General features: G+C 69.5%; 17 protein-coding genes and 2 tRNA genes. 11 read left to right on the plus strand and 8 right to left on the minus strand.

The genetic code is table 11. The features are described 5' to 3' along the window. Positions 1-43 precede the first annotated feature (43 nt). Positions 44-646, plus strand: coding sequence for a biotin transporter BioY (locus C6N31_RS08980; RefSeq protein WP_138357649.1), 603 nt, complete (start codon positions 44-46; stop codon positions 644-646). A gap of 56 nt (positions 647-702) precedes the next feature. On the opposite strand, the gene C6N31_RS08985 is transcribed toward C6N31_RS08980, so the two are convergent. Continuing rightward, a complete protein-coding gene (locus tag C6N31_RS08985) occupies positions 703-2148 on the minus strand; it encodes an amino acid permease (RefSeq protein WP_138357648.1) in 1446 nt (481 codons plus the stop codon). Between the two features lie 148 nt (positions 2149-2296). Here C6N31_RS08985 and C6N31_RS08990 point away from each other — a divergent pair, with 148 nt between their 5' ends. Beyond that, positions 2297-2782: a ribose-5-phosphate isomerase gene (locus tag C6N31_RS08990; protein WP_138357647.1), complete on the plus strand. Its 486-nt coding sequence runs from the start codon at positions 2297-2299 to the stop codon at positions 2780-2782. A 7-nt stretch (positions 2783-2789) separates the two neighbouring features. Beyond that, positions 2790-3611 carry an Fpg/Nei family DNA glycosylase gene (locus C6N31_RS08995; protein WP_138357646.1) on the plus strand — a complete coding sequence of 274 codons (822 nt, stop codon included), beginning with the start codon at positions 2790-2792 and terminating at the stop codon, positions 3609-3611. A gap of 126 nt (positions 3612-3737) precedes the next feature. Here the strand turns inward: C6N31_RS08995 and tgmB are convergent, their stop codons facing one another. The 3 genes from tgmB to C6N31_RS09010 all read right to left on the minus strand — a co-directional run bounded on the left by tgmB (position 3738) and on the right by C6N31_RS09010 (position 6318). After that, entirely contained in the window at positions 3738-4679 is a 942-nt protein-coding gene (gene tgmB / locus C6N31_RS09000) for an ATP-grasp ribosomal peptide maturase (protein ID WP_138357645.1), read from the minus strand. A 13-nt stretch (positions 4680-4692) separates the two neighbouring features. Further along, positions 4693-4884 carry a putative ATP-grasp-modified RiPP gene (tgmA, locus tag C6N31_RS09005; RefSeq protein WP_198357357.1) on the minus strand — a complete coding sequence of 64 codons (192 nt, stop codon included), beginning with the start codon at positions 4882-4884 and terminating at the stop codon, positions 4693-4695. Between the two features lie 201 nt (positions 4885-5085). Next, on the minus strand, positions 5086-6318 hold the full coding sequence (locus C6N31_RS09010) for a GNAT family N-acetyltransferase (protein ID WP_138357643.1): 1233 nt from the start codon (positions 6316-6318) through the stop codon (positions 5086-5088). A 112-nt stretch (positions 6319-6430) separates the two neighbouring features. Here C6N31_RS09010 and C6N31_RS09015 point away from each other — a divergent pair, with 112 nt between their 5' ends. After that, complete coding sequence (locus C6N31_RS09015) at positions 6431-7573, plus strand: PP2C family protein-serine/threonine phosphatase (RefSeq protein ID WP_138357642.1); 1143 nt, start codon at positions 6431-6433, stop codon at positions 7571-7573. A 229-nt stretch (positions 7574-7802) separates the two neighbouring features. Beyond that, positions 7803-7997, plus strand: a complete 195-nt coding sequence (locus C6N31_RS09020) for a hypothetical protein (RefSeq protein ID WP_138357641.1) — start codon at positions 7803-7805, stop codon at positions 7995-7997. Here the strand turns inward: C6N31_RS09020 and C6N31_RS09025 are convergent. Continuing rightward, positions 7962-8975, minus strand: a complete 1014-nt coding sequence (locus tag C6N31_RS09025) for an asparaginase (protein ID WP_138357669.1) — start codon at positions 8973-8975, stop codon at positions 7962-7964. The two genes, C6N31_RS09020 and C6N31_RS09025, sit on opposite strands and share 36 nt — an antisense overlap. A 117-nt stretch (positions 8976-9092) precedes the next feature. Between C6N31_RS09025 and C6N31_RS09030 the strand changes: the two genes are divergently transcribed. After that, entirely contained in the window at positions 9093-9545 is a 453-nt protein-coding gene (locus C6N31_RS09030; protein ID WP_138357640.1) for an Lrp/AsnC family transcriptional regulator, read from the plus strand. Positions 9546-9567: 22 nt separating this feature from the next. Here C6N31_RS09030 and C6N31_RS09035 read toward each other — a convergent pair whose 3' ends face one another. Together C6N31_RS09035 and C6N31_RS09040 are read right to left on the minus strand one after the other, a co-directional pair. Then, positions 9568-9939 carry an arsenate reductase family protein gene (locus C6N31_RS09035; RefSeq protein ID WP_138357639.1) on the minus strand — a complete coding sequence of 124 codons (372 nt, stop codon included), beginning with the start codon at positions 9937-9939 and terminating at the stop codon, positions 9568-9570. 263 nt (positions 9940-10202) lie between these two features. Continuing rightward, positions 10203-10273, minus strand: a tRNA-Gly gene (locus tag C6N31_RS09040). A 159-nt stretch (positions 10274-10432) separates the two neighbouring features. Here C6N31_RS09040 and C6N31_RS09045 point away from each other — a divergent pair. The 5 genes from C6N31_RS09045 (at position 10433) to clpX (ending at position 15182) form a co-directional block, all read left to right on the plus strand. Further along, positions 10433-10509, plus strand: a tRNA-Pro gene (locus C6N31_RS09045). Positions 10510-10702: 193 nt separating this feature from the next. Further along, positions 10703-12112: a trigger factor gene (tig, locus tag C6N31_RS09050; protein WP_138357762.1), complete on the plus strand. Its 1410-nt coding sequence runs from the start codon at positions 10703-10705 to the stop codon at positions 12110-12112. Positions 12113-12373: 261 nt separating this feature from the next. Continuing rightward, a complete protein-coding gene (locus tag C6N31_RS09055; protein ID WP_164295743.1) occupies positions 12374-12979 on the plus strand; it encodes an ATP-dependent Clp protease proteolytic subunit in 606 nt (201 codons plus the stop codon). A 106-nt stretch (positions 12980-13085) separates the two neighbouring features. Next, complete coding sequence (locus C6N31_RS09060) at positions 13086-13724, plus strand: ATP-dependent Clp protease proteolytic subunit (RefSeq protein ID WP_138357777.1); 639 nt, start codon at positions 13086-13088, stop codon at positions 13722-13724. A 174-nt stretch (positions 13725-13898) separates the two neighbouring features. Next, complete coding sequence (gene clpX, locus C6N31_RS09065) at positions 13899-15182, plus strand: ATP-dependent Clp protease ATP-binding subunit ClpX (RefSeq protein ID WP_138357760.1); 1284 nt, start codon at positions 13899-13901, stop codon at positions 15180-15182. Between the two features lie 82 nt (positions 15183-15264). Here clpX and C6N31_RS09070 read toward each other — a convergent pair whose 3' ends face one another. Beyond that, positions 15265-16062, minus strand: a complete 798-nt coding sequence (locus C6N31_RS09070; RefSeq protein ID WP_138357759.1) for a hypothetical protein — start codon at positions 16060-16062, stop codon at positions 15265-15267. Between the last annotated feature and the right edge of the window lie 15 nt (positions 16063-16077).

The following is a 16077-nucleotide window of genomic DNA, read 5'->3' on the forward strand; positions in this document are numbered from 1 at the left end:
TGTACGAACCCGGCCCGGCCGACCTCTCACCCACGGAGTCCCGATGAGCACCGCTGTTGTCTCTGACACCCGGACCGGCACGGTCCTCGCCGATCTGCTCCCCGCGTCCTCCGCCGCCCGGGCCCGGGTGCGCGACGTGGCGCTGGTGCTCGGCGGCGCCGCGCTCACCGGTCTGGCCGCGCAGCTCTCGGTGCCGGTCCCCGGCTCCCCGGTCCCGGTCACCGGCCAGACCTTCGCCGCGCTGCTGGTCGGCACCGCGCTCGGCGCCCGCCGCGGATTCGCGGCCCTGGCGCTGTACGCCGTCGCGGGTGTCGCTGGCATGCCGTGGTTCGCGGAGGGTTCGTCGGGCTCCGCCATGCCGAGCTTCGGCTACATCCTCGGAATGCTGCTCGCCTCGGCCGCCGTCGGCGCGCTCGCCCGCCGCGGTGCGGACCGCACCGTGCTGCGGACGGCCGGTGCCATGGTGCTCGGCAGCGTGATCATCTACGCGGTCGGCGTGCCGTACCTGGCGCTGGCCGCCCATCTCTCCTTCGGCAAGGCCGTTTCGCTCGGCCTGACGCCGTACCTGCTCGGTGACGCCCTCAAGGCCGCGCTCGCGATGGGCGTGCTGCCCGCCGCCTGGCAGCTGGTGGGCCGCCGCGGCTGACCGCGGACAGCACGGCGGCCCGGCCCCTCAGGGACCGGGCCGCCGTCGTTCCACGGCTACGAGCCGACGACAGCGTCCTTGCGGTCGCGCTGCATCCGCTCACGGACCAGCGAGATCGCGATGACCACGGCCGCCACCAGCAGCGACAGCAGCACCTGCGGGCGGCCGTCCTTGTCGGTGAGCATGTAGACGAGCACGAACGAGATCATGCCGATCGTCGCCCACGTCAGGTACGGGAAGAGCCACATCCGCACAATGAGCTTCTCCGGTTCCTCCCGCTCGATGATGCGGCGCATCTTCAGCTGCGAGAAGCAGATGACCAGCCAGACGAACAGCGCGACCGCGCCGGACGAGTTGAGCAGGAACTTGAAGACGGTGTCCGGCCACTCGTAGTTGAAGAAGACCGCGACGAAGCCGAACAGCACCGACCCCAGGATCGCGTTCCGCGGCACCCCGCCCTTGCTGGTGCGCGCGAACTGCGCCGGCGCGTCGCCGCGCTGCCCGAGCGAGAAGGCCATCCGGGACGCGGTGTACAGGCCGGAGTTGAGGCAGGACAGCACGGCCGTCAGCACGATGACGTTCATGATCTCGCCGGCGTGCGCGATACCTATGGAGTCCAGGGCCGCGACGTACGAGCCCTTCTTGGTGATCGCCGGGTCGTCCCACTTCAGCAGGGAGACCACGATGAGGATCGAGCCCAGGTAGAAGACGCCGACGCGCCAGATGACGCTGTTGGTCGCCTTGGTGATCGCCTTGCGCGGGTTCTGGGACTCGCCCGCCGCGAGGGTGACGATCTCGCTGCCCATGAACGAGAACACCACCATCAGCACACCGGTGAGGATCGCGCCGGGCCCGTTCGGCAGGAAGCCGCCGTGCCCGGTGAGGTTCGCCATACCGACCGCTTCGTGGTCGGAGCCCGGCAGGATGCCGAAGGCGGCGAGCCCGCCGAGAACGATGAACGCGGCGATGGCGACGACCTTGATCCCGGCGAACCAGAACTCGAACTCGCCGTACGAGCCGACGGAGACCAGGTTGGTCGCGGTCAGCACCGCCATCACGATCAGCGCCCAGGCCCACTGCGGGACCGAGGACACCCAGCCGTGCAGGATCGTCGCGCCGGCCGTCGCCTCGACCGCCAGCACCACGACCCAGAAGAACCAGTAGAGCCAGCCGATGGAGAACCCGGCCCAGCGGCCGAGTGCCCGGTCCGCGTAGGCGGAGAACGAGCCGGACGTGGGGTTGGCCACCGCCATCTCGCCCAGCATCCGCATGACGAACACGACCATCGTGCCGACAAGGGCGTACGAGAGCAGGATGCCCGGGCCTGCCGCCGCGATACCGGAACCGGAGCCGACGAACAGGCCGGCGCCGATGACACCGCCGATCGCGATCATCGACAGATGACGGTTCTTGAGTCCGGCCTGGAGGCCGGACGACTGCTGTGGAGTCCTGTCTTCCTGTTGGGGGGCGTCGGTCACGACTGAGGGGGGAAGTGAGCTCATGGGGTCGCATCCAATACCCGGAACGACCACTTACGGAACAGCGGAGGACAGCTGAGGCCAATTCGTTGTTTTAACCTCAAATAACCCTCAAGCGCGCCCGACGCCCCCCTGACCTCTGCCCGCCTCCGGACATGCCACACTCGTCCGTATGCGCGTGTATCTCGGCTCCGACCATGCCGGCTTCGAACTCAAGAACCACCTCGTCGAGTGGCTCAAGGCCAACAACCACGAGGTGACGGACTGCGGTCCGCACATCTATGACGCCCAGGACGACTACCCGCCGTTCTGCCTGCGGGCCGCGGCGAGCACCGCCGCCGACCCCGGCAGCCTCGGCATCGTCATCGGTGGCTCCGGCAACGGCGAGCAGATCGCCGCGAACAAGGTCAAGGGCGTCCGCGCCGCACTCGCCTGGAGCGAGCAGACCGCCGCCCTCGGCCGTGAGCACAACGACGCCAACGTGATCAGCATCGGCGGCCGGATGCACACCGAGGACGAGGCGACCAAGTTCGTCGAGATCTTCCTCGCCACCCCGTACTCCGGCGAGGAGCGGCACACCCGCCGTATCGACATGCTCACCGCGTACGAGAACACCGGTGAGCTCCCCCCGATCCCGGCCCACCACCCGCAGGGCTGACCGCACCATGCCCGAAGGGCACACGATCCACCGGCTGGCCGCCGACCACTTCGAGAGGTTCGGCGGCCGTCCTGTGCGGGCGAGCAGCCCCCAGGGCAAGTTCTCCGACAGCGCCGCGCTGCTGGACGGCGCGGTCCTCGACCGCGTCGACGCGCACGGCAAGCACCTGTTCCTCGGCTTCGACGGGACGGGCTGGGTCCACATCCACCTGGGCCTGTTCGGCAAACTCGGCTTCGGCGACGGCAAGGCCCCACCGCCCACCGACACCGTCCGGCTGCGGCTCGCCAACCCGGACTCGTACGCCGACCTGCGCGGCCCCACCACCTGCGCGCTGATCACCGACGGCGAGAAGCACGCGATACACGCCCGCCTCGGCCCGGACCCGCTGCGCCCGGCGGACGACCCGGCCAAGGCATGGCACCGCATCACGCGCAGCCGCACCACTATCGCGGCACTCCTGATGGACCAGAAGATCATCGCCGGAGTGGGAAACGTCTACCGGGCCGAAGTCCTCTTCCGCCACGGCATCGACCCCTACCGCCCCGGCCGCGACATCACCCGCGCCCAATGGGACGCGATGTGGACCGACCTGGCAGCCCTCATGCGCGAAGGCGTCCGCAACAACCGCATCGACACCGTCCGCCCGGAACACGAGCCCGAAGCGATGGGCCGCCCGCCCCGCCAGGACGACCACGGCGGCGAGGTCTACGTCTACCGCCGCACCGGGCAGCCCTGTCTGATCTGCGGCGGAGAGATCCGCACGGCGGGCCTGGCAGCGAGAAACCTGTTCTGGTGCCCGCACTGCCAGGGGCCTTCGGCGGCAGGCTAGGGCGCGTGCCAGGCGTCGTGGGCCAGGCGGGACTTTCGCAACACGCCCTGGAACCGCCCGCCTCCGGCACTGCTCCTACGGCTCACGGTGGGCGATCGGGGAGTCCTGAGCCGGCGCGGAAGGGGCTCAGGTCCCGTCACGGGCGAGCCAGTCGGCGATCGCCGCGGTGATGGGCTGACCGGTCGCCAGCTCGACGAAGCCGAACTGGCCCGACTGGTTGCACTCCAGGAACCACCAGGTGCCGTCGCAGTCCTCCGCGAAGTCGAAGGCACCGTAGGCAAGTCCGGCCTCGTCCATGTAGTCCCGGACCGCCCGCGCGATCCGCGCGGGCGGTTCGACCGGGTACCACTGCGCGTCCTCGGGGCTGCCGAAGCGGCCGTCCACCTGGTCCGGGCCCGCCTTCTTGGCGGCGGCGAACTGCCGGACCCCCACGCAGGTCAGCCTGATGTCGGCGGTCTTGCGCACGTACTCCTGGAGCAGGGTGGGGCCCGCCGAGACCGATGAGAAGTCGGGGTCCGGCGGGACCACCGTGGTCGGCAGCACCATGGGCGGGTTCCCCGGATGGGTGCCGGAGACGGACTTGACCACCAGCTCCGGGTGCTGCTCGGCGAACTTCCGGGCGGCCTGCGGAAATGTCGTGATCAGGGTGGCGGGCACGGCGAAGCCCGCGCGGTGCGCGGCGAAGAGCTGCCAGGGCTTGTAGCGGGCCTGCTCGGCGGCGCCCGGATGGTTCATCCACGGTGCGGGCACACAGCGCAGTGCCCCGTACAGGGCCCGCTCCGCCTCGGTGGTCAGCCACTCCGGCTGCTCGGAGCGCCGGGTCGCATCCGCGCCCGGGGTGCCGGGGCGCCGGATCCACACCGAGCGCAGGCTGTTCATGCTCACCAGGCGCCCCTGTACGGACAGGAAGCCGTGCACGTCGCCGCTTATGTACTCGGCGGACATGGAGACCTCGCCGGGCAGTCCGGCCGGGTCCAGTCGCACCACCGGCACCGCGCGCTCGTGCAGGGCTGCCACCACCAGGTCCGCTGTCACGTCCTCCGGGACGGTCAGGATCAGGACGGTCATGGGCGTCTGGGGCTCAGTCGTCGAAGTGGGTCTTGGAGCCGGCGGTGGACGTGGTGGAGCCGGTGGCGAGCAGCATCACGGGGTCACTGATGACGGGTCGTCCGTCGGGCAGGACGTTGAGCTGCTGCGCGCAGTCGTAGGTGTACAGGGTGGTGAAGGCGTCCGGGGTGGTCGGCCGGGCATGAAACAGCGCGAATGCTCTCATGGCTTCTCCTCTGTCACTCCGGGCCGGGCGGTGTCCGGCACACGTGCCCAACTACGGCTCTACGTATGAGACTTGCTCAGCCGTCCCATGCGTTCCCGGCGCCGGTGTGACAAAGGTAACTATGCGTGTCCGAGTGCAGTGAGTTCGACACTCTCCGTCACTTTTTTGCCTCTGGTGAGTGTCCGGTGCCGCCACGCACGCTCAGAACCCGTGCGGCAACCACGGCTTGACGTCGGAACCGAACGCCGCCGACGCCTCGGCCAGCGCGCCGGGCCGCAACTCCGTCACCCGCCCCGCCGCCGCCAGGGCGCCGAGCGAGAAGCCGCCCAGATACGCCGCCCCCAACTCCCGCGCCGAGAGCGCCAGATCCGCCGCGTCGCCGGTCCGCGCGCACGTCGCCCCCTTCGCGTCGCCCGCCAGCCGCCAGCGCCCGGCGTTCCACGGACAGAACGCGTCCTCGACATCGAGCACCACGTCGACCGGAGCCGCGTACGTCCGTGCCTCCAGGGCCGCCCCGACGTCCACCGTCCGGACGAACAGCCCGTCGCGGAGCCCGATGCCGCACCGGCGGACGTCGGAGACCAGGTGGAGCACCGGGTCGTCGGCCGGCCGGTTGCGGATCCGTACCGAGGACGTCAGGTCGAGCCCGAACAGGAAGTTCCACAGCGCCGCGTAGGCCACCGGGTCGAGCGCCTCGACGTCGCGCAGCAGCACCGCGCCGTCGGGCCCGGTCGCCGGGCTCCAGATGGGCCGCACCGCGTACCGCGCGTAGCCGCGCACCTCGCCGTCCACCTCGGCGAGCACACACAGCAGCTCGCCGGCGCCGTCCCGGTTCGACTTCGGGTCGAGCAACGGCAGCCGGTCCCAGCCCGGTTGCCGGGCGAGCATCCCCGGCCGGGCGGCGACCCGCTGCGCGTAGACCGTCTCGCACACCTCGCGTGCCGCGGCGGGGGCCACGATCCGCAGCCGGACCCGGTCGGTCCCGGCGGGCAGGTTCAGCCGGACGCGGTTGGTGTCGATCTCCAGCCGCATCTGGTCCGTGGCCTGCCCGTAGCCGAAGCGGCCGTAGATCGCCGGCTCCGAGGCGGTGAGCACCGCCAACGGCTCGCCCGCCGCGCGCACATCGTCCAGCTGTCTGCGCATCATCGACGTCAGCACCCCGCGCCGGCGGTGCGTCGGCTGCACGCTCACCATCGTCACGCCCGCCGCCGGCACGAGCGCGCCGCCCGGCACCGACAGCCGGAACGAGAACGCCCCCGCGGTGCCGGCGATCTCGTCCCCGTCCCATGCCGCGAGCGACCGTTCGCAATCGGTCAGCTCCCGCCACAGCGCCCGTTCGTCCCGGGACTCGGCAGGGCCTCCGAAGGCGCGCTCCAACATCCCGTACCAGTCGTCCCACTGCTCGGCGTCAAGCACCCGCAATTCGGTCGTCATGGACCCTGCCTACCAGCCCTCTTACCGTGATGCGAGCCCATTTACCGCAGACAGCGACCCACCGTCCAGGGAATCGACGTGCCGCCGAAAGGGTGGGTAGGGTCGCCGGGACATGGGTAAGGACGCGGCAAGAGACAGTCTTGGCACCCGGTGGCGCCGGTCGCTGCACAGGGTCCGCCTCGGCCTGCGCAAGTCCGCCGTCGACTACTTCCGCGGGGACGCCTCGGACTGGCTGGCGCTGAGCGTGCTGATGCTCACGGTCCCGGCCCTCGCCTACACCACCGTCTGCATCCCCGTCTGGTGCCCGCCCAGCGCCCTCGTCCTGCCGATCCTCACCGGCGGCCTGCTGCTGCGCCCGGCGAGTCTCCTGGTGCTCTACACGAGCGCCGCGGTCGCGCTGGTCGTCGAGTCCGCGGTCCTCGGCCCGTACCAGGACGGCCCGTCCCGGGTGACCCCGGGCATCGTCCTGGTGGTCTCCGCCGTTGCCCTCTCCGGACTGCTCATCGCCCAGTTCCGCAGCCGGGTCGGCGTGCCCTGGCGGGGCGGCCACACGATGCTGTTCGACCTGCGGGAACGGATCCGGGTGCAGAGCCGGCTGCCCAGGCTCCCGGCGGGGTGGCACGCCGAGATGGCGCTGCGCCCGGCCGGCGGCCAGTCCTTCTCCGGCGACTTCGTGGTCGCCACCCGCACGCTCGGCGGCCGGGTGCTCGAAGCGGTGCTGACCGATGTGTCGGGAAAGGGCATGGACGCCGCGTCCCGTTCACTGCTGCTGTCCGGCGCCTTCGGCGGTCTGCTCGGCTCGCTGCCGCCGCACGCCTTCCTGACCGCCGCCAACGGCTATCTGCTGCGCCAGAACTGGGACGAGGGCTTCGCGACCTCCATCCATCTGGTGCTCGACCTCGAGAGCGGCGACTACGAGTTGCTGTCGGCCGGCCATCTGCCCGGCGTCCAGCTCAGCGCGGGAACCGGCCGCTGGGAGGAGATGGCGGCGGAGGGCCCGCTGCTGGGGGTCTACGACGGCGCCGAATTCCACGGCGTCAAGGGAACGTTGCGGTCGGGCGACGTTCTGCTGCTGTTCACCGACGGCCTGGTCGAGGCCGCGGACCGGGACATTACCGAGGGCATCGACCGGCTGATCGGCGAGGCCGACCGGTTCGTCGCCACGGGATTCCGCGGCGCCGCCTGGCGGTTGATCGAGGCGGTCGCCAAGGACGTCAACGACGACCGTGCGCTGCTGGTCGTGTGCCGTGACTGACGGCGCGGCGCCCCCTCCGGCACCACCGTCACCACGCCCCCCAACACCGGTGGTCCGCACGCCAGTTCGCCACCCCTGTTCTTGAGGCCGCCTGTTTGTGGCCGTGTTGTCGTGGAACGATGTGGTTCCCGGGTCCATAGTGTCGGTGCTTGGTGGCACGATGGATGTGGCGCGGGGGCGCGGCGACTCCCCGGACCGTTGCGGCGTACCGAAGAGGAAGTGATCCGCTGTGGCCATCTCCCTGTCCGTAGTCCTGTTGTTGGGCGTCATTCTGGTGGTCATGATCAGGGGGAAGTCGATCAAGGTCGGCCCCGCGATAGTGGCCGCCCTGTTCGGCTTCTTCATCGCGTCGACCAATATGGCGCCCTCGGTGAACCGTTTCCTTACCTCACTTGCCGACACCATCAACCAGATAAAGCTCTGACGACGAGTCCACGATCCGGCGCAGCGCGGCGGGGCGGTCCGCGCGGTCGGGTGTGGACAGCAGCGCGGACAGCACCGCGATGCGGGCCTGTCCCGCGCGCAGCGTGCCGGCCAGCACGGCGCCCGCCTCGACCAGGTCCACGGCTCCGCCGCCGGTGTAGATCGGCGCCACCGCGCCGGCCGCCACCCGGGTGCTGACCGCGACGAGGACGCCGGCCGCCACCGCCCGGCCGACCGCGGCTGCGAAGTCCGGGGTCGCGTTGCCGGCTCCGGTCCCGACCAGCACGATGCCCTCGGCGCCGGCGGCCAGCGCGGCGTCGAACAGCACCGGATCGGCGTCGCTGTGGTGCATCACGATGTCCACCCGCGGCGGCCGTACGCCCGCGGCGGGCACCGGCAGCGCCTCGGGCCGGGGGCGGTGCCGCCCCCAGGTGACCCGGCCGAACTGCACCCGGCCCAGTGGCAGCCCCGTCGGGTCGGCGAACGCCTGGACGTCGACGGTGTGCTTCTTCACCGTGCCGCGGGCCGCGTGCACCAGCCCGCCGAAGGCGATGACCGCGCCGATGTCCCGGCCGGTGGAGGCGGTCAGCAGCGCGTCGTAGAGGTTGCCCGCCGCGTCGCCGTCGGCCGCGTCCAGCGGCTTCTGCGCCCCGGTGAGCACGACCGGCCTGCGGTCCGCGTGGTGCAGGTCCAGCAGGAAGGCGGACTCCTCCAGGGTGTCCGTGCCGTGCGTGACGACCACGCCGTCGACGGCCGGGTCGGCCAGCACCTCGTGCACCGTACGCAGCAGTTCCAGCTGGTGGGCGGTGGTCAGCCGGGAGCTGTTGACGGTGAACAGGTCCACGACCCGTACGTCGACGCCCTCGGGGATCGCCCCCGCGGCCAGCACTTCCAGGCCGGCGGCCTCCGCCGCGTAACCGGCTCCCTGCCACCTGCTGGCTATCGTGCCCCCGGTGCTGATGACGACGATGTGCGGCACTGTGACCCGCTTCCGCGTGTTGTCTGATAAGTCCACAGCAAGGATATGCGGATATTGACAACATTTGATTGCTGATTACGGCGCGAAATGCGCACGACAGTGCTAGAAAATGTCACCATGGACGCTATCGACAGACGAATCTTGCGCGAGCTGCAGGCCGACGGCCGGCTGACCAACCAGGAGCTGGCCCAGCGGGTCGGCCTCACCCCTTCCCCCTGCCTGCGCCGGGTGCGCCAACTGGAGGACGACGGGGTGATCCGGAGCTACCGCGCCGTCGTCGAGCCGGCCGCCGTCGGACGCGGCTTCGAGGTCTTCGCCTCGGTGGAGGTCCGCCGCGACCGCGACTCCGTCGCCGCCTTCGAGGCCCAGCTCCAGTCCACCCCGGACGTGGTCGAGGCCTACCGCCTCTACGGCGCCCCCGGCTGCCTGCTCCGCATCGCCGTCGCCGACAGCGAGGCCTACGAGCGCTTCTGGACCGAGAAGCTGATCTCCCTCCCGGGCGTCAGCGACGTCAACTCCCAGATGATCATGAAACGCATCAAGGCCCCCCAGGGCGTCCCGGTCGACTGACCGCCACTGATCGCCGCGGGCCTCAGCCCGCCCCGCCGCGCGACAGCGCGTCGCGTACCGCGTCCTCGGTACGGGCGACCTGGGCCGTGCCGTCGTCCGAGGTGATGATCGGGCGCTGGATGAGGGAGGGGTGGGCGGCGAGGGCGTCGATCCAGCGGTCGCGGTCCCCGGGCCCGCGGCCCCACTCCTTCAGGCCCAGCCCGGCGGCGGCCGGCTCCTGGGTCCGCGCGATGTCCCACGGCTCCAGCCCCAGCCGCCCCAGCACCGCCCGCAGCTCGTCCGCGTCCGGCGGGTCCTCCAGATAACGGCGGACGGTGTACTCCGCGCCCTCGGCGTCCAGGGTGCTCAGCGCGGAGCGGCATTTCGAACAGGCGGGATTGATCCAGATCTCCATGCCCGGCAGCCTAGGGCGTGTTGCGAAAGGAGCGCCGTTCGCCCGGAGGGCGTGGTCCACGGCGTCCGGTGCGTGCGCTCGCAAGGCGGAGGGTCGTCCTCGTACTGGACGTACTCGGACGAGCCCGACAACGCGGCGAGGGCGCGTGCCAGGCGTCGTGGGCCAGGCGGGACTTTCGCAACACGCCCTAGAACGCACTGGCAGGAACGCGTCCGGCCCGTGACCGGGACGGAAGTCCTCGGGCACGGGCCGGAGCCGTACAGAGCGGGCGACGGGAATCGAACCCGCGTAGCTAGTTTGGAAGACTAGGGCTCTACCATTGAGCTACGCCCGCAGCGCCACAGATTCTGGCACACCGCATCGTAGCGGCTCGCACACCCCCGCCGCACACCGGTAAATCCGGGTGTGCGACCCGGCCGGGATTCAGTTGAAGTCGCGACGGAATATTGGCCGCCCGCGTGTACCAGGGCATGTACTCTACGTCTCGCACCAGCGGGGTGTGGCGCAGCTTGGTAGCGCGTCCGCTTTGGGAGCGGAAGGCCGTCGGTTCGAATCCGGCCACCCCGACCAGATGACTTTGCCGAGCGGGACGGGCGTGCCCGTCGTACCGGTACTATGCAATGGCGCCTGTATACGGGGCGACGTAGGGGCGCAGTCCCCGAGTAGTACGTCTCGTCGGCCGCCGGTTCCGCTCACATGGTGGGAACCGGGTGTTGGCGCGATTCTCTAAAGCCCCTGATGTCAGCCCCAAGGAGACCCAACCGTGAAGAGCGCCGTCGAGACTCTGAACCCGACCCGGGTTCGACTCACTGTCGAGGTGCCCTTCGAGGAGCTCAAGCCCAGCCTCGACGCGGCCTACAAGAAGATCAACCAGCAGGTCACGGTGCCGGGCTTCCGTAAGGGCAAGATCCCCGCGCGCGTCATCGACCAGCGGTTCGGTCGCGGCTCGGTCCTCGAAGAGGCCATCAACGACGCACTCCCGAAGTTCTACACGGAGGCTGTCAGCGAGGGCGAGCTGAACGTTCTCGGCCAGCCCGACGTCGACATCACCGAGTTCAACGACGGCCAGGACCTCAAGTTCACCGCCGAGGTCGACATCCGTCCGGCGATCGAGATCCCGGACTACTCCGGCATCGAGGTCACCGTCGACGCCCTTGAGGTGTCGGACGAGGACATCGACAAGTCGCTGGAGCAGCTCCGCGAGCGCTTCGCCTCGACCTCCCCGGTCGAGCGCGCCGCCGCCGAGGGCGATGTCGTGGTCCTGGACCTCGAAGCGTCCGTGGACGGCGAGGTCCTCGAGGACGGCGTCGCCAAGGGCGTCAGCTACACCATCGGCTCCGGCCAGCTGCTCGAGGGCATCGACGAGGCCGTCATCGGTCTCGAGGCCGGCGGCACCGCCACCTTCGACTCCGAGCTCAAGGGCGGCTCCGCCGCCGGCAAGACCTCGTCGGTCAAGGTGGACGTGACGTCCGTCCAGGCCCGTGAGCTGCCCGAGCTGGACGACGACTTCGCCCAGCTGGCGAGCGAGTTCGACACCCTCGAGGAGCTGCGCGCGGACAGCGTCAAGCGCCTCGAGAACATGAAGCGTTACGACCAGGCCACCCAGGCCCAGGAGAAGGTGCTCGACGCCCTCCTGGAGCTGGTCGAGGTCCCGATGCCGGAGAAGCTGCTGGCGGACGAGATCCAGACCCGCAAGCACAACCTGGAGCACCACCAGTTCCCGGCCATGGGCCTGGACTGGGACAGCTACCTGGAGCGCGAGGGCAAGACCGCCGAGGAGCACGACGCGGAGCTCGGCGCGCAGGCCACCAAGGGCATCAAGACCCAGTTCATCCTGGATGAGCTGGTCTCCAAGGAGCAGCTGTCGGTCAACCAGGAGGAGCTCACCGAGCACCTCATGCGCCGCGCCGCCTCCTCGGGCATGAGCCCGGACCAGTTCGCCCAGGCCGTCGTCGAAGGCGGCCAGGTGCCGATGCTCGTCGGCGAGGTCGCCCGCGGCAAGGCGCTCGCTGTGGTCGTCGAGGCCGCCAAGGTCACCGACACCAACGGTGAGACGGTCGACCTGGACGACGAGGTCGAGGACGAGGGTGCTGTGACGGTGGAGGCCGGCTCCGACGAGGAGACCGCCACCGAGGTCGAGGACGCCGTCGAGGCGACCTCCGACAAGGCCTGACCTGTTCGCACGACGGGCCCCGACGCGAAGCCGCGTTCGGGCCCGTTTTGCTTACCCGGGCGCCGAGCCTGCGCTCACAGCGAACAGTTTCGCGTAGGGGATTGCTGGGCCCCACCTGCGCGTTAGGGTCCAAGTAGGGATGCTGGGGGACTGACCCCCGAGCCGCCCGAGAACACCCGAAGACGCGAAGACGCGAAGACGAAGACGCTGAGACGGCCCCGGGCCGTCCGACAACGAGCAGGTGGATACGTGACGACTCCGATGCCTTCCGCCGCCGGCGAGCCGACCATCGGTGGACTCGGCGACCAGGTCTACAACCGACTGCTCAACGAGCGGATCATCTTCCTCGGCCAGGCGGTCGACGACGATATCGCCAACAAGATCACCGCGCAGCTGCTCCTTCTCGCCGCTGACCCGGACAAGGACATTTACCTCTACATCAACTCGCCCGGCGGCTCCGTGACGGCCGGCATGGCGATCTACGACACGATGCAGTTCATCAAGAACGACGTCGTGACGATCGCCATGGGCCTCGCCGCCTCGATGGGCCAGTTCCTGCTCACCGCGGGCACGCCCGGCAAGCGCTTCGCGCTGCCGAACACCCGGATCCTGATGCACCAGCCCTCCGCGGGTCTGGGTGGCTCCGCCACCGACATCAAGATCCAGGCCGAGCAGCTGCTGCACACCAAGCGGCGGATGGCCGAGCTCATCGCGCAGCACAGCGGCCAGAGCGTCGAGCAGATCACCAAGGACTCCGACCGCGACCGCTGGTTCTCGGCCGAGGAGGCCACCGCCTACGGCCTGCTGGACGGGGTCATGCTCACCGCCTCCGGCGTTCCGGGCGGTGGCGGCACCGGGGCTGTCTGAGCACCTCAGGCCCCCTCCGCCGAACCCGCCCAGCCCACTGCTCATCACCAGGACGGTGAAAGTGAACTCCCTGAATTTCCCCGGTAGCGGCCTCTACGAGCGCACGATGGCCGAGGCGCCAGGTGTGCTCGGCGCCGAGGCCCGCTACATCATTCCGCGCTTCGTCGAGCGCACCTCGCAGGGCGTGCGCGAGTACGACCCGTACGCGAAGCTCTTCGAGGAGCGCGTGATCTTCCTCGGTGTGCAGATCGACGACGCCTCGGCCAACGACGTCATGGCGCAGCTGCTGTGCCTGGAGTCGATGGACCCGGACCGCGACATCTCCGTCTACATCAACTCGCCCGGTGGCTCGTTCACGGCCCTCACGGCCATCTACGACACCATGCAGTTCGTGAAGCCGGACATCCAGACGGTCTGCATGGGCCAGGCGGCCTCCGCCGCGGCCGTGCTGCTCGCGGCCGGCAGCCCCGGCAAGCGGATGGCGCTGCCGAACGCGCGGATCCTGATCCACCAGCCGTACAGCGAGACCGGCCGGGGTCAGGTCTCCGACCTGGAGATCGCGGCCAACGAGATCATCCGGATGCGCGCGCAGCTGGAGGAGATGCTCTCCAAGCACTCCACCACGCCGATCGAGCAGATCCGCGAGGACATCGAGCGCGACAAGATCCTGACCGCCGAGGAAGCCCTCGCGTACGGTCTGGTCGACCAGATCGTCTCCACCCGTAAGACCTCCGCGTCGGTCTGACGGAGGGATCGCGGTACCCCCATGGGGGTACCGCAGTGCGGAAGCGTTACCGCCCTCCTTGGACTGAGTAGGTCCAAGGGGGGCCCGCACGGGGGGCGCGGCAAGGTACCGTCGATGAGAGAAGCACCAGGTTCCGTTGGACTAGGCGGATCCCAGGCGAAGGGGAAACACCTCGTGGCACGCATCGGTGACGGCGGCGACCTGCTCAAGTGCTCGTTCTGCGGCAAGAGCCAGAAGCAGGTGAAGAAGCTCATCGCAGGGCCTGGTGTGTACATCTGCGATGAGTGCATCGATCTCTGCAACGAGATCATCGAGGAGGAGCTGGCCGAGTCCTCCGAAGTGCGGTGGGAGGATCTGCCCAAGCCTCGGGAGATCTACGAGTTCCTGGAGAGCTACGTCGTCGGCCAGGAGCCGGCGAAGAAGGCTCTCTCGGTCGCGGTCTACAACCATTACAAGCGGGTGCAGGCCGGTGAGAACAACGGCCGGGGCCACGACGACGCGATCGAGCTCGCCAAGTCCAACATCCTGCTCCTCGGCCCCACCGGCTCCGGCAAGACGCTGCTCGCGCAGACCCTCGCCCGGATGCTGAACGTGCCGTTCGCCATCGCCGACGCCACCGCGCTCACCGAGGCGGGCTATGTCGGCGAGGACGTCGAGAACATCCTGCTCAAGCTGATCCAGGCGGCCGACTACGACGTCAAGAAGGCCGAGACCGGGATCATCTACATCGACGAGATCGACAAGGTCGCTCGCAAGAGTGAAAATCCTTCGATCACGCGGGATGTGTCCGGTGAGGGCGTTCAGCAGGCGCTGCTGAAGATCCTGGAAGGCACGACGGCCTCGGTGCCGCCGCAGGGCGGGCGCAAGCACCCGCACCAGGAGTTCATCCAGATCGACACCACGAATGTGCTGTTCATCGTGGGTGGTGCCTTCGCGGGCCTGGAGAAGATCATCGAATCGCGGGCCGGCGCCAAGGGCATCGGCTTCGGCGCGACGATCCGCTCCAAGCGCGAGATCCAGGCCGCGAACCAGTTCCAGGAGATCATGCCGGAGGACCTGGTGAAGTTCGGGATGATTCCCGAGTTCATCGGCCGGCTGCCGGTCATCACCTCCGTCCACAACCTGGACCGTGAGGCGCTGCTGCAGATCCTCGTGGAGCCGAAGAACGCCCTGGTGAAGCAGTACCAGAAGCTCTTCGAACTCGACGGTGTGGAGCTGGAGTTCGAGCACAGCGCGCTGGAAGCCATCGCCGACCAGGCGATCCTCCGCCAGACCGGCGCGCGCGGGTTGCGCGCCATCATGGAGGAGGTGCTGATGTCCGTGATGTACGAGGTGCCGTCCCGCAAGGACGTCGCCCGCGTCGTCATCACCGACGAGGTCGTGCACTCCAACGTCAACCCGACCCTGGTGCCGCGCGAGCCGCGCATCATCGGCAAGGGCGAGCAGAAGAGCGCATAGCGCTCACCGGCTGACATCGAAGGGGGCGCCCGGCAACTGCCGGGCGCCCCCTTCGCTTTGTACGGCTACCGCACGGGTGCGGCTACTTCTTGACGCGGATCTCGCTGCGGATCTTGGCCGTGGTGTTCGCCCACTCGGAGGCGGAGGGCGGCGTGGACGTACCGCTGAGGTCGATGTTGATGTACATCGAGATCATCACGGTGCTGTCGTCGCCCCAGACGCAGTAGGGCATGGACGAGCCGCCGCCGGCGCACTTCATCACGGCGCCGTCGAATCCGGCGGGGTGCTGCTCGGTGGCCTCGGCGCCGCTCTTGCTGAGACCGCTCGAAAGGATCTTGTCGACCGCGGCCTTGGGGTCCGTGACATTGCCCTCGCCGCCGGAGAGGGAGACCGTCTCCTTGTCCGACTTGTACGTGCCCCGCACGCTGGTCGGGTCGGTGATGCCGGCGTCCGACTTGCCCGTCTCGGGGGTGCCGATGTTCTCCGACGACTTGGTGTACTTGCCGTCGGCGATCTTCTCCGGGAAGGCGATCTTGTAGCCGCCGCCACTGCCGCTGGAACCGCCGCTGGTGGCGAAGTAGATGCCCCCGCCGATGGCGGCGAGCACCACGACACCGATGACCACGCCGACGGTCTTGCTCCTGCCCTGGGGCGGCTGCGGCGGGTAACCCGGCTGCTGGCCGGGCTGCTGGCCGTTCCAGCCCTGCTGCGGCTGCTGGGGCTGCTGCGGGTAACCCTGCTGCTGCGGCCAGCCCTGCTGGGGCTGCTGCGGCTGCTGGGGGTAGCCGCCGTATCCGGGCTGGGGCTGCGGCTGGCCGTAGGGCTGCTGAGGCGGCTGCTGCGGCTGGCCGTAACCCGGCGGCGGCTGGTTGTAGCTCATGTGTGGGTGATTCCC

This window comes from Streptomyces fildesensis, from assembly GCF_016107395.1.
Taxonomy (GTDB): Bacteria; Actinomycetota; Actinomycetes; order Streptomycetales; family Streptomycetaceae; genus Actinacidiphila; species Actinacidiphila fildesensis.

Bases quoted from the DNA above. Each gene is read 5' to 3' on its own strand.
- tgmA (WP_198357357.1), bottom strand. From the start codon at position 4,884: ATGAGAGCATTCGCGCTGTTTCATGCCCGGCCGACCACCCCGGACGCC.
- C6N31_RS08990 (WP_138357647.1), top strand. From the start codon at position 2,297: ATGCGCGTGTATCTCGGCTCCGACCATGCCGGCTTCGAACTCAAGAAC.
- C6N31_RS09055 (WP_164295743.1), top strand. From the start codon at position 12,374: ATGCCTTCCGCCGCCGGCGAGCCGACCATCGGTGGACTCGGCGACCAG.
- C6N31_RS09030 (WP_138357640.1), top strand. From the start codon at position 9,093: ATGGACGCTATCGACAGACGAATCTTGCGCGAGCTGCAGGCCGACGGC.
- C6N31_RS09015 (WP_138357642.1), top strand. From the start codon at position 6,431: ATGGGTAAGGACGCGGCAAGAGACAGTCTTGGCACCCGGTGGCGCCGG.
- C6N31_RS09035 (WP_138357639.1), bottom strand. From the start codon at position 9,939: ATGGAGATCTGGATCAATCCCGCCTGTTCGAAATGCCGCTCCGCGCTG.
- C6N31_RS09070 (WP_138357759.1), bottom strand. From the start codon at position 16,062: ATGAGCTACAACCAGCCGCCGCCGGGTTACGGCCAGCCGCAGCAGCCG.
- C6N31_RS08980 (WP_138357649.1), top strand. From the start codon at position 44: ATGAGCACCGCTGTTGTCTCTGACACCCGGACCGGCACGGTCCTCGCC.
- tgmB (WP_138357645.1), bottom strand. From the start codon at position 4,679: ATGACCGTCCTGATCCTGACCGTCCCGGAGGACGTGACAGCGGACCTG.
- C6N31_RS08985 (WP_138357648.1), bottom strand. From the start codon at position 2,148: ATGAGCTCACTTCCCCCCTCAGTCGTGACCGACGCCCCCCAACAGGAA.
- C6N31_RS08995 (WP_138357646.1), top strand. From the start codon at position 2,790: ATGCCCGAAGGGCACACGATCCACCGGCTGGCCGCCGACCACTTCGAG.
- C6N31_RS09010 (WP_138357643.1), bottom strand. From the start codon at position 6,318: ATGACGACCGAATTGCGGGTGCTTGACGCCGAGCAGTGGGACGACTGG.
- C6N31_RS09060 (WP_138357777.1), top strand. From the start codon at position 13,086: ATGGCCGAGGCGCCAGGTGTGCTCGGCGCCGAGGCCCGCTACATCATT.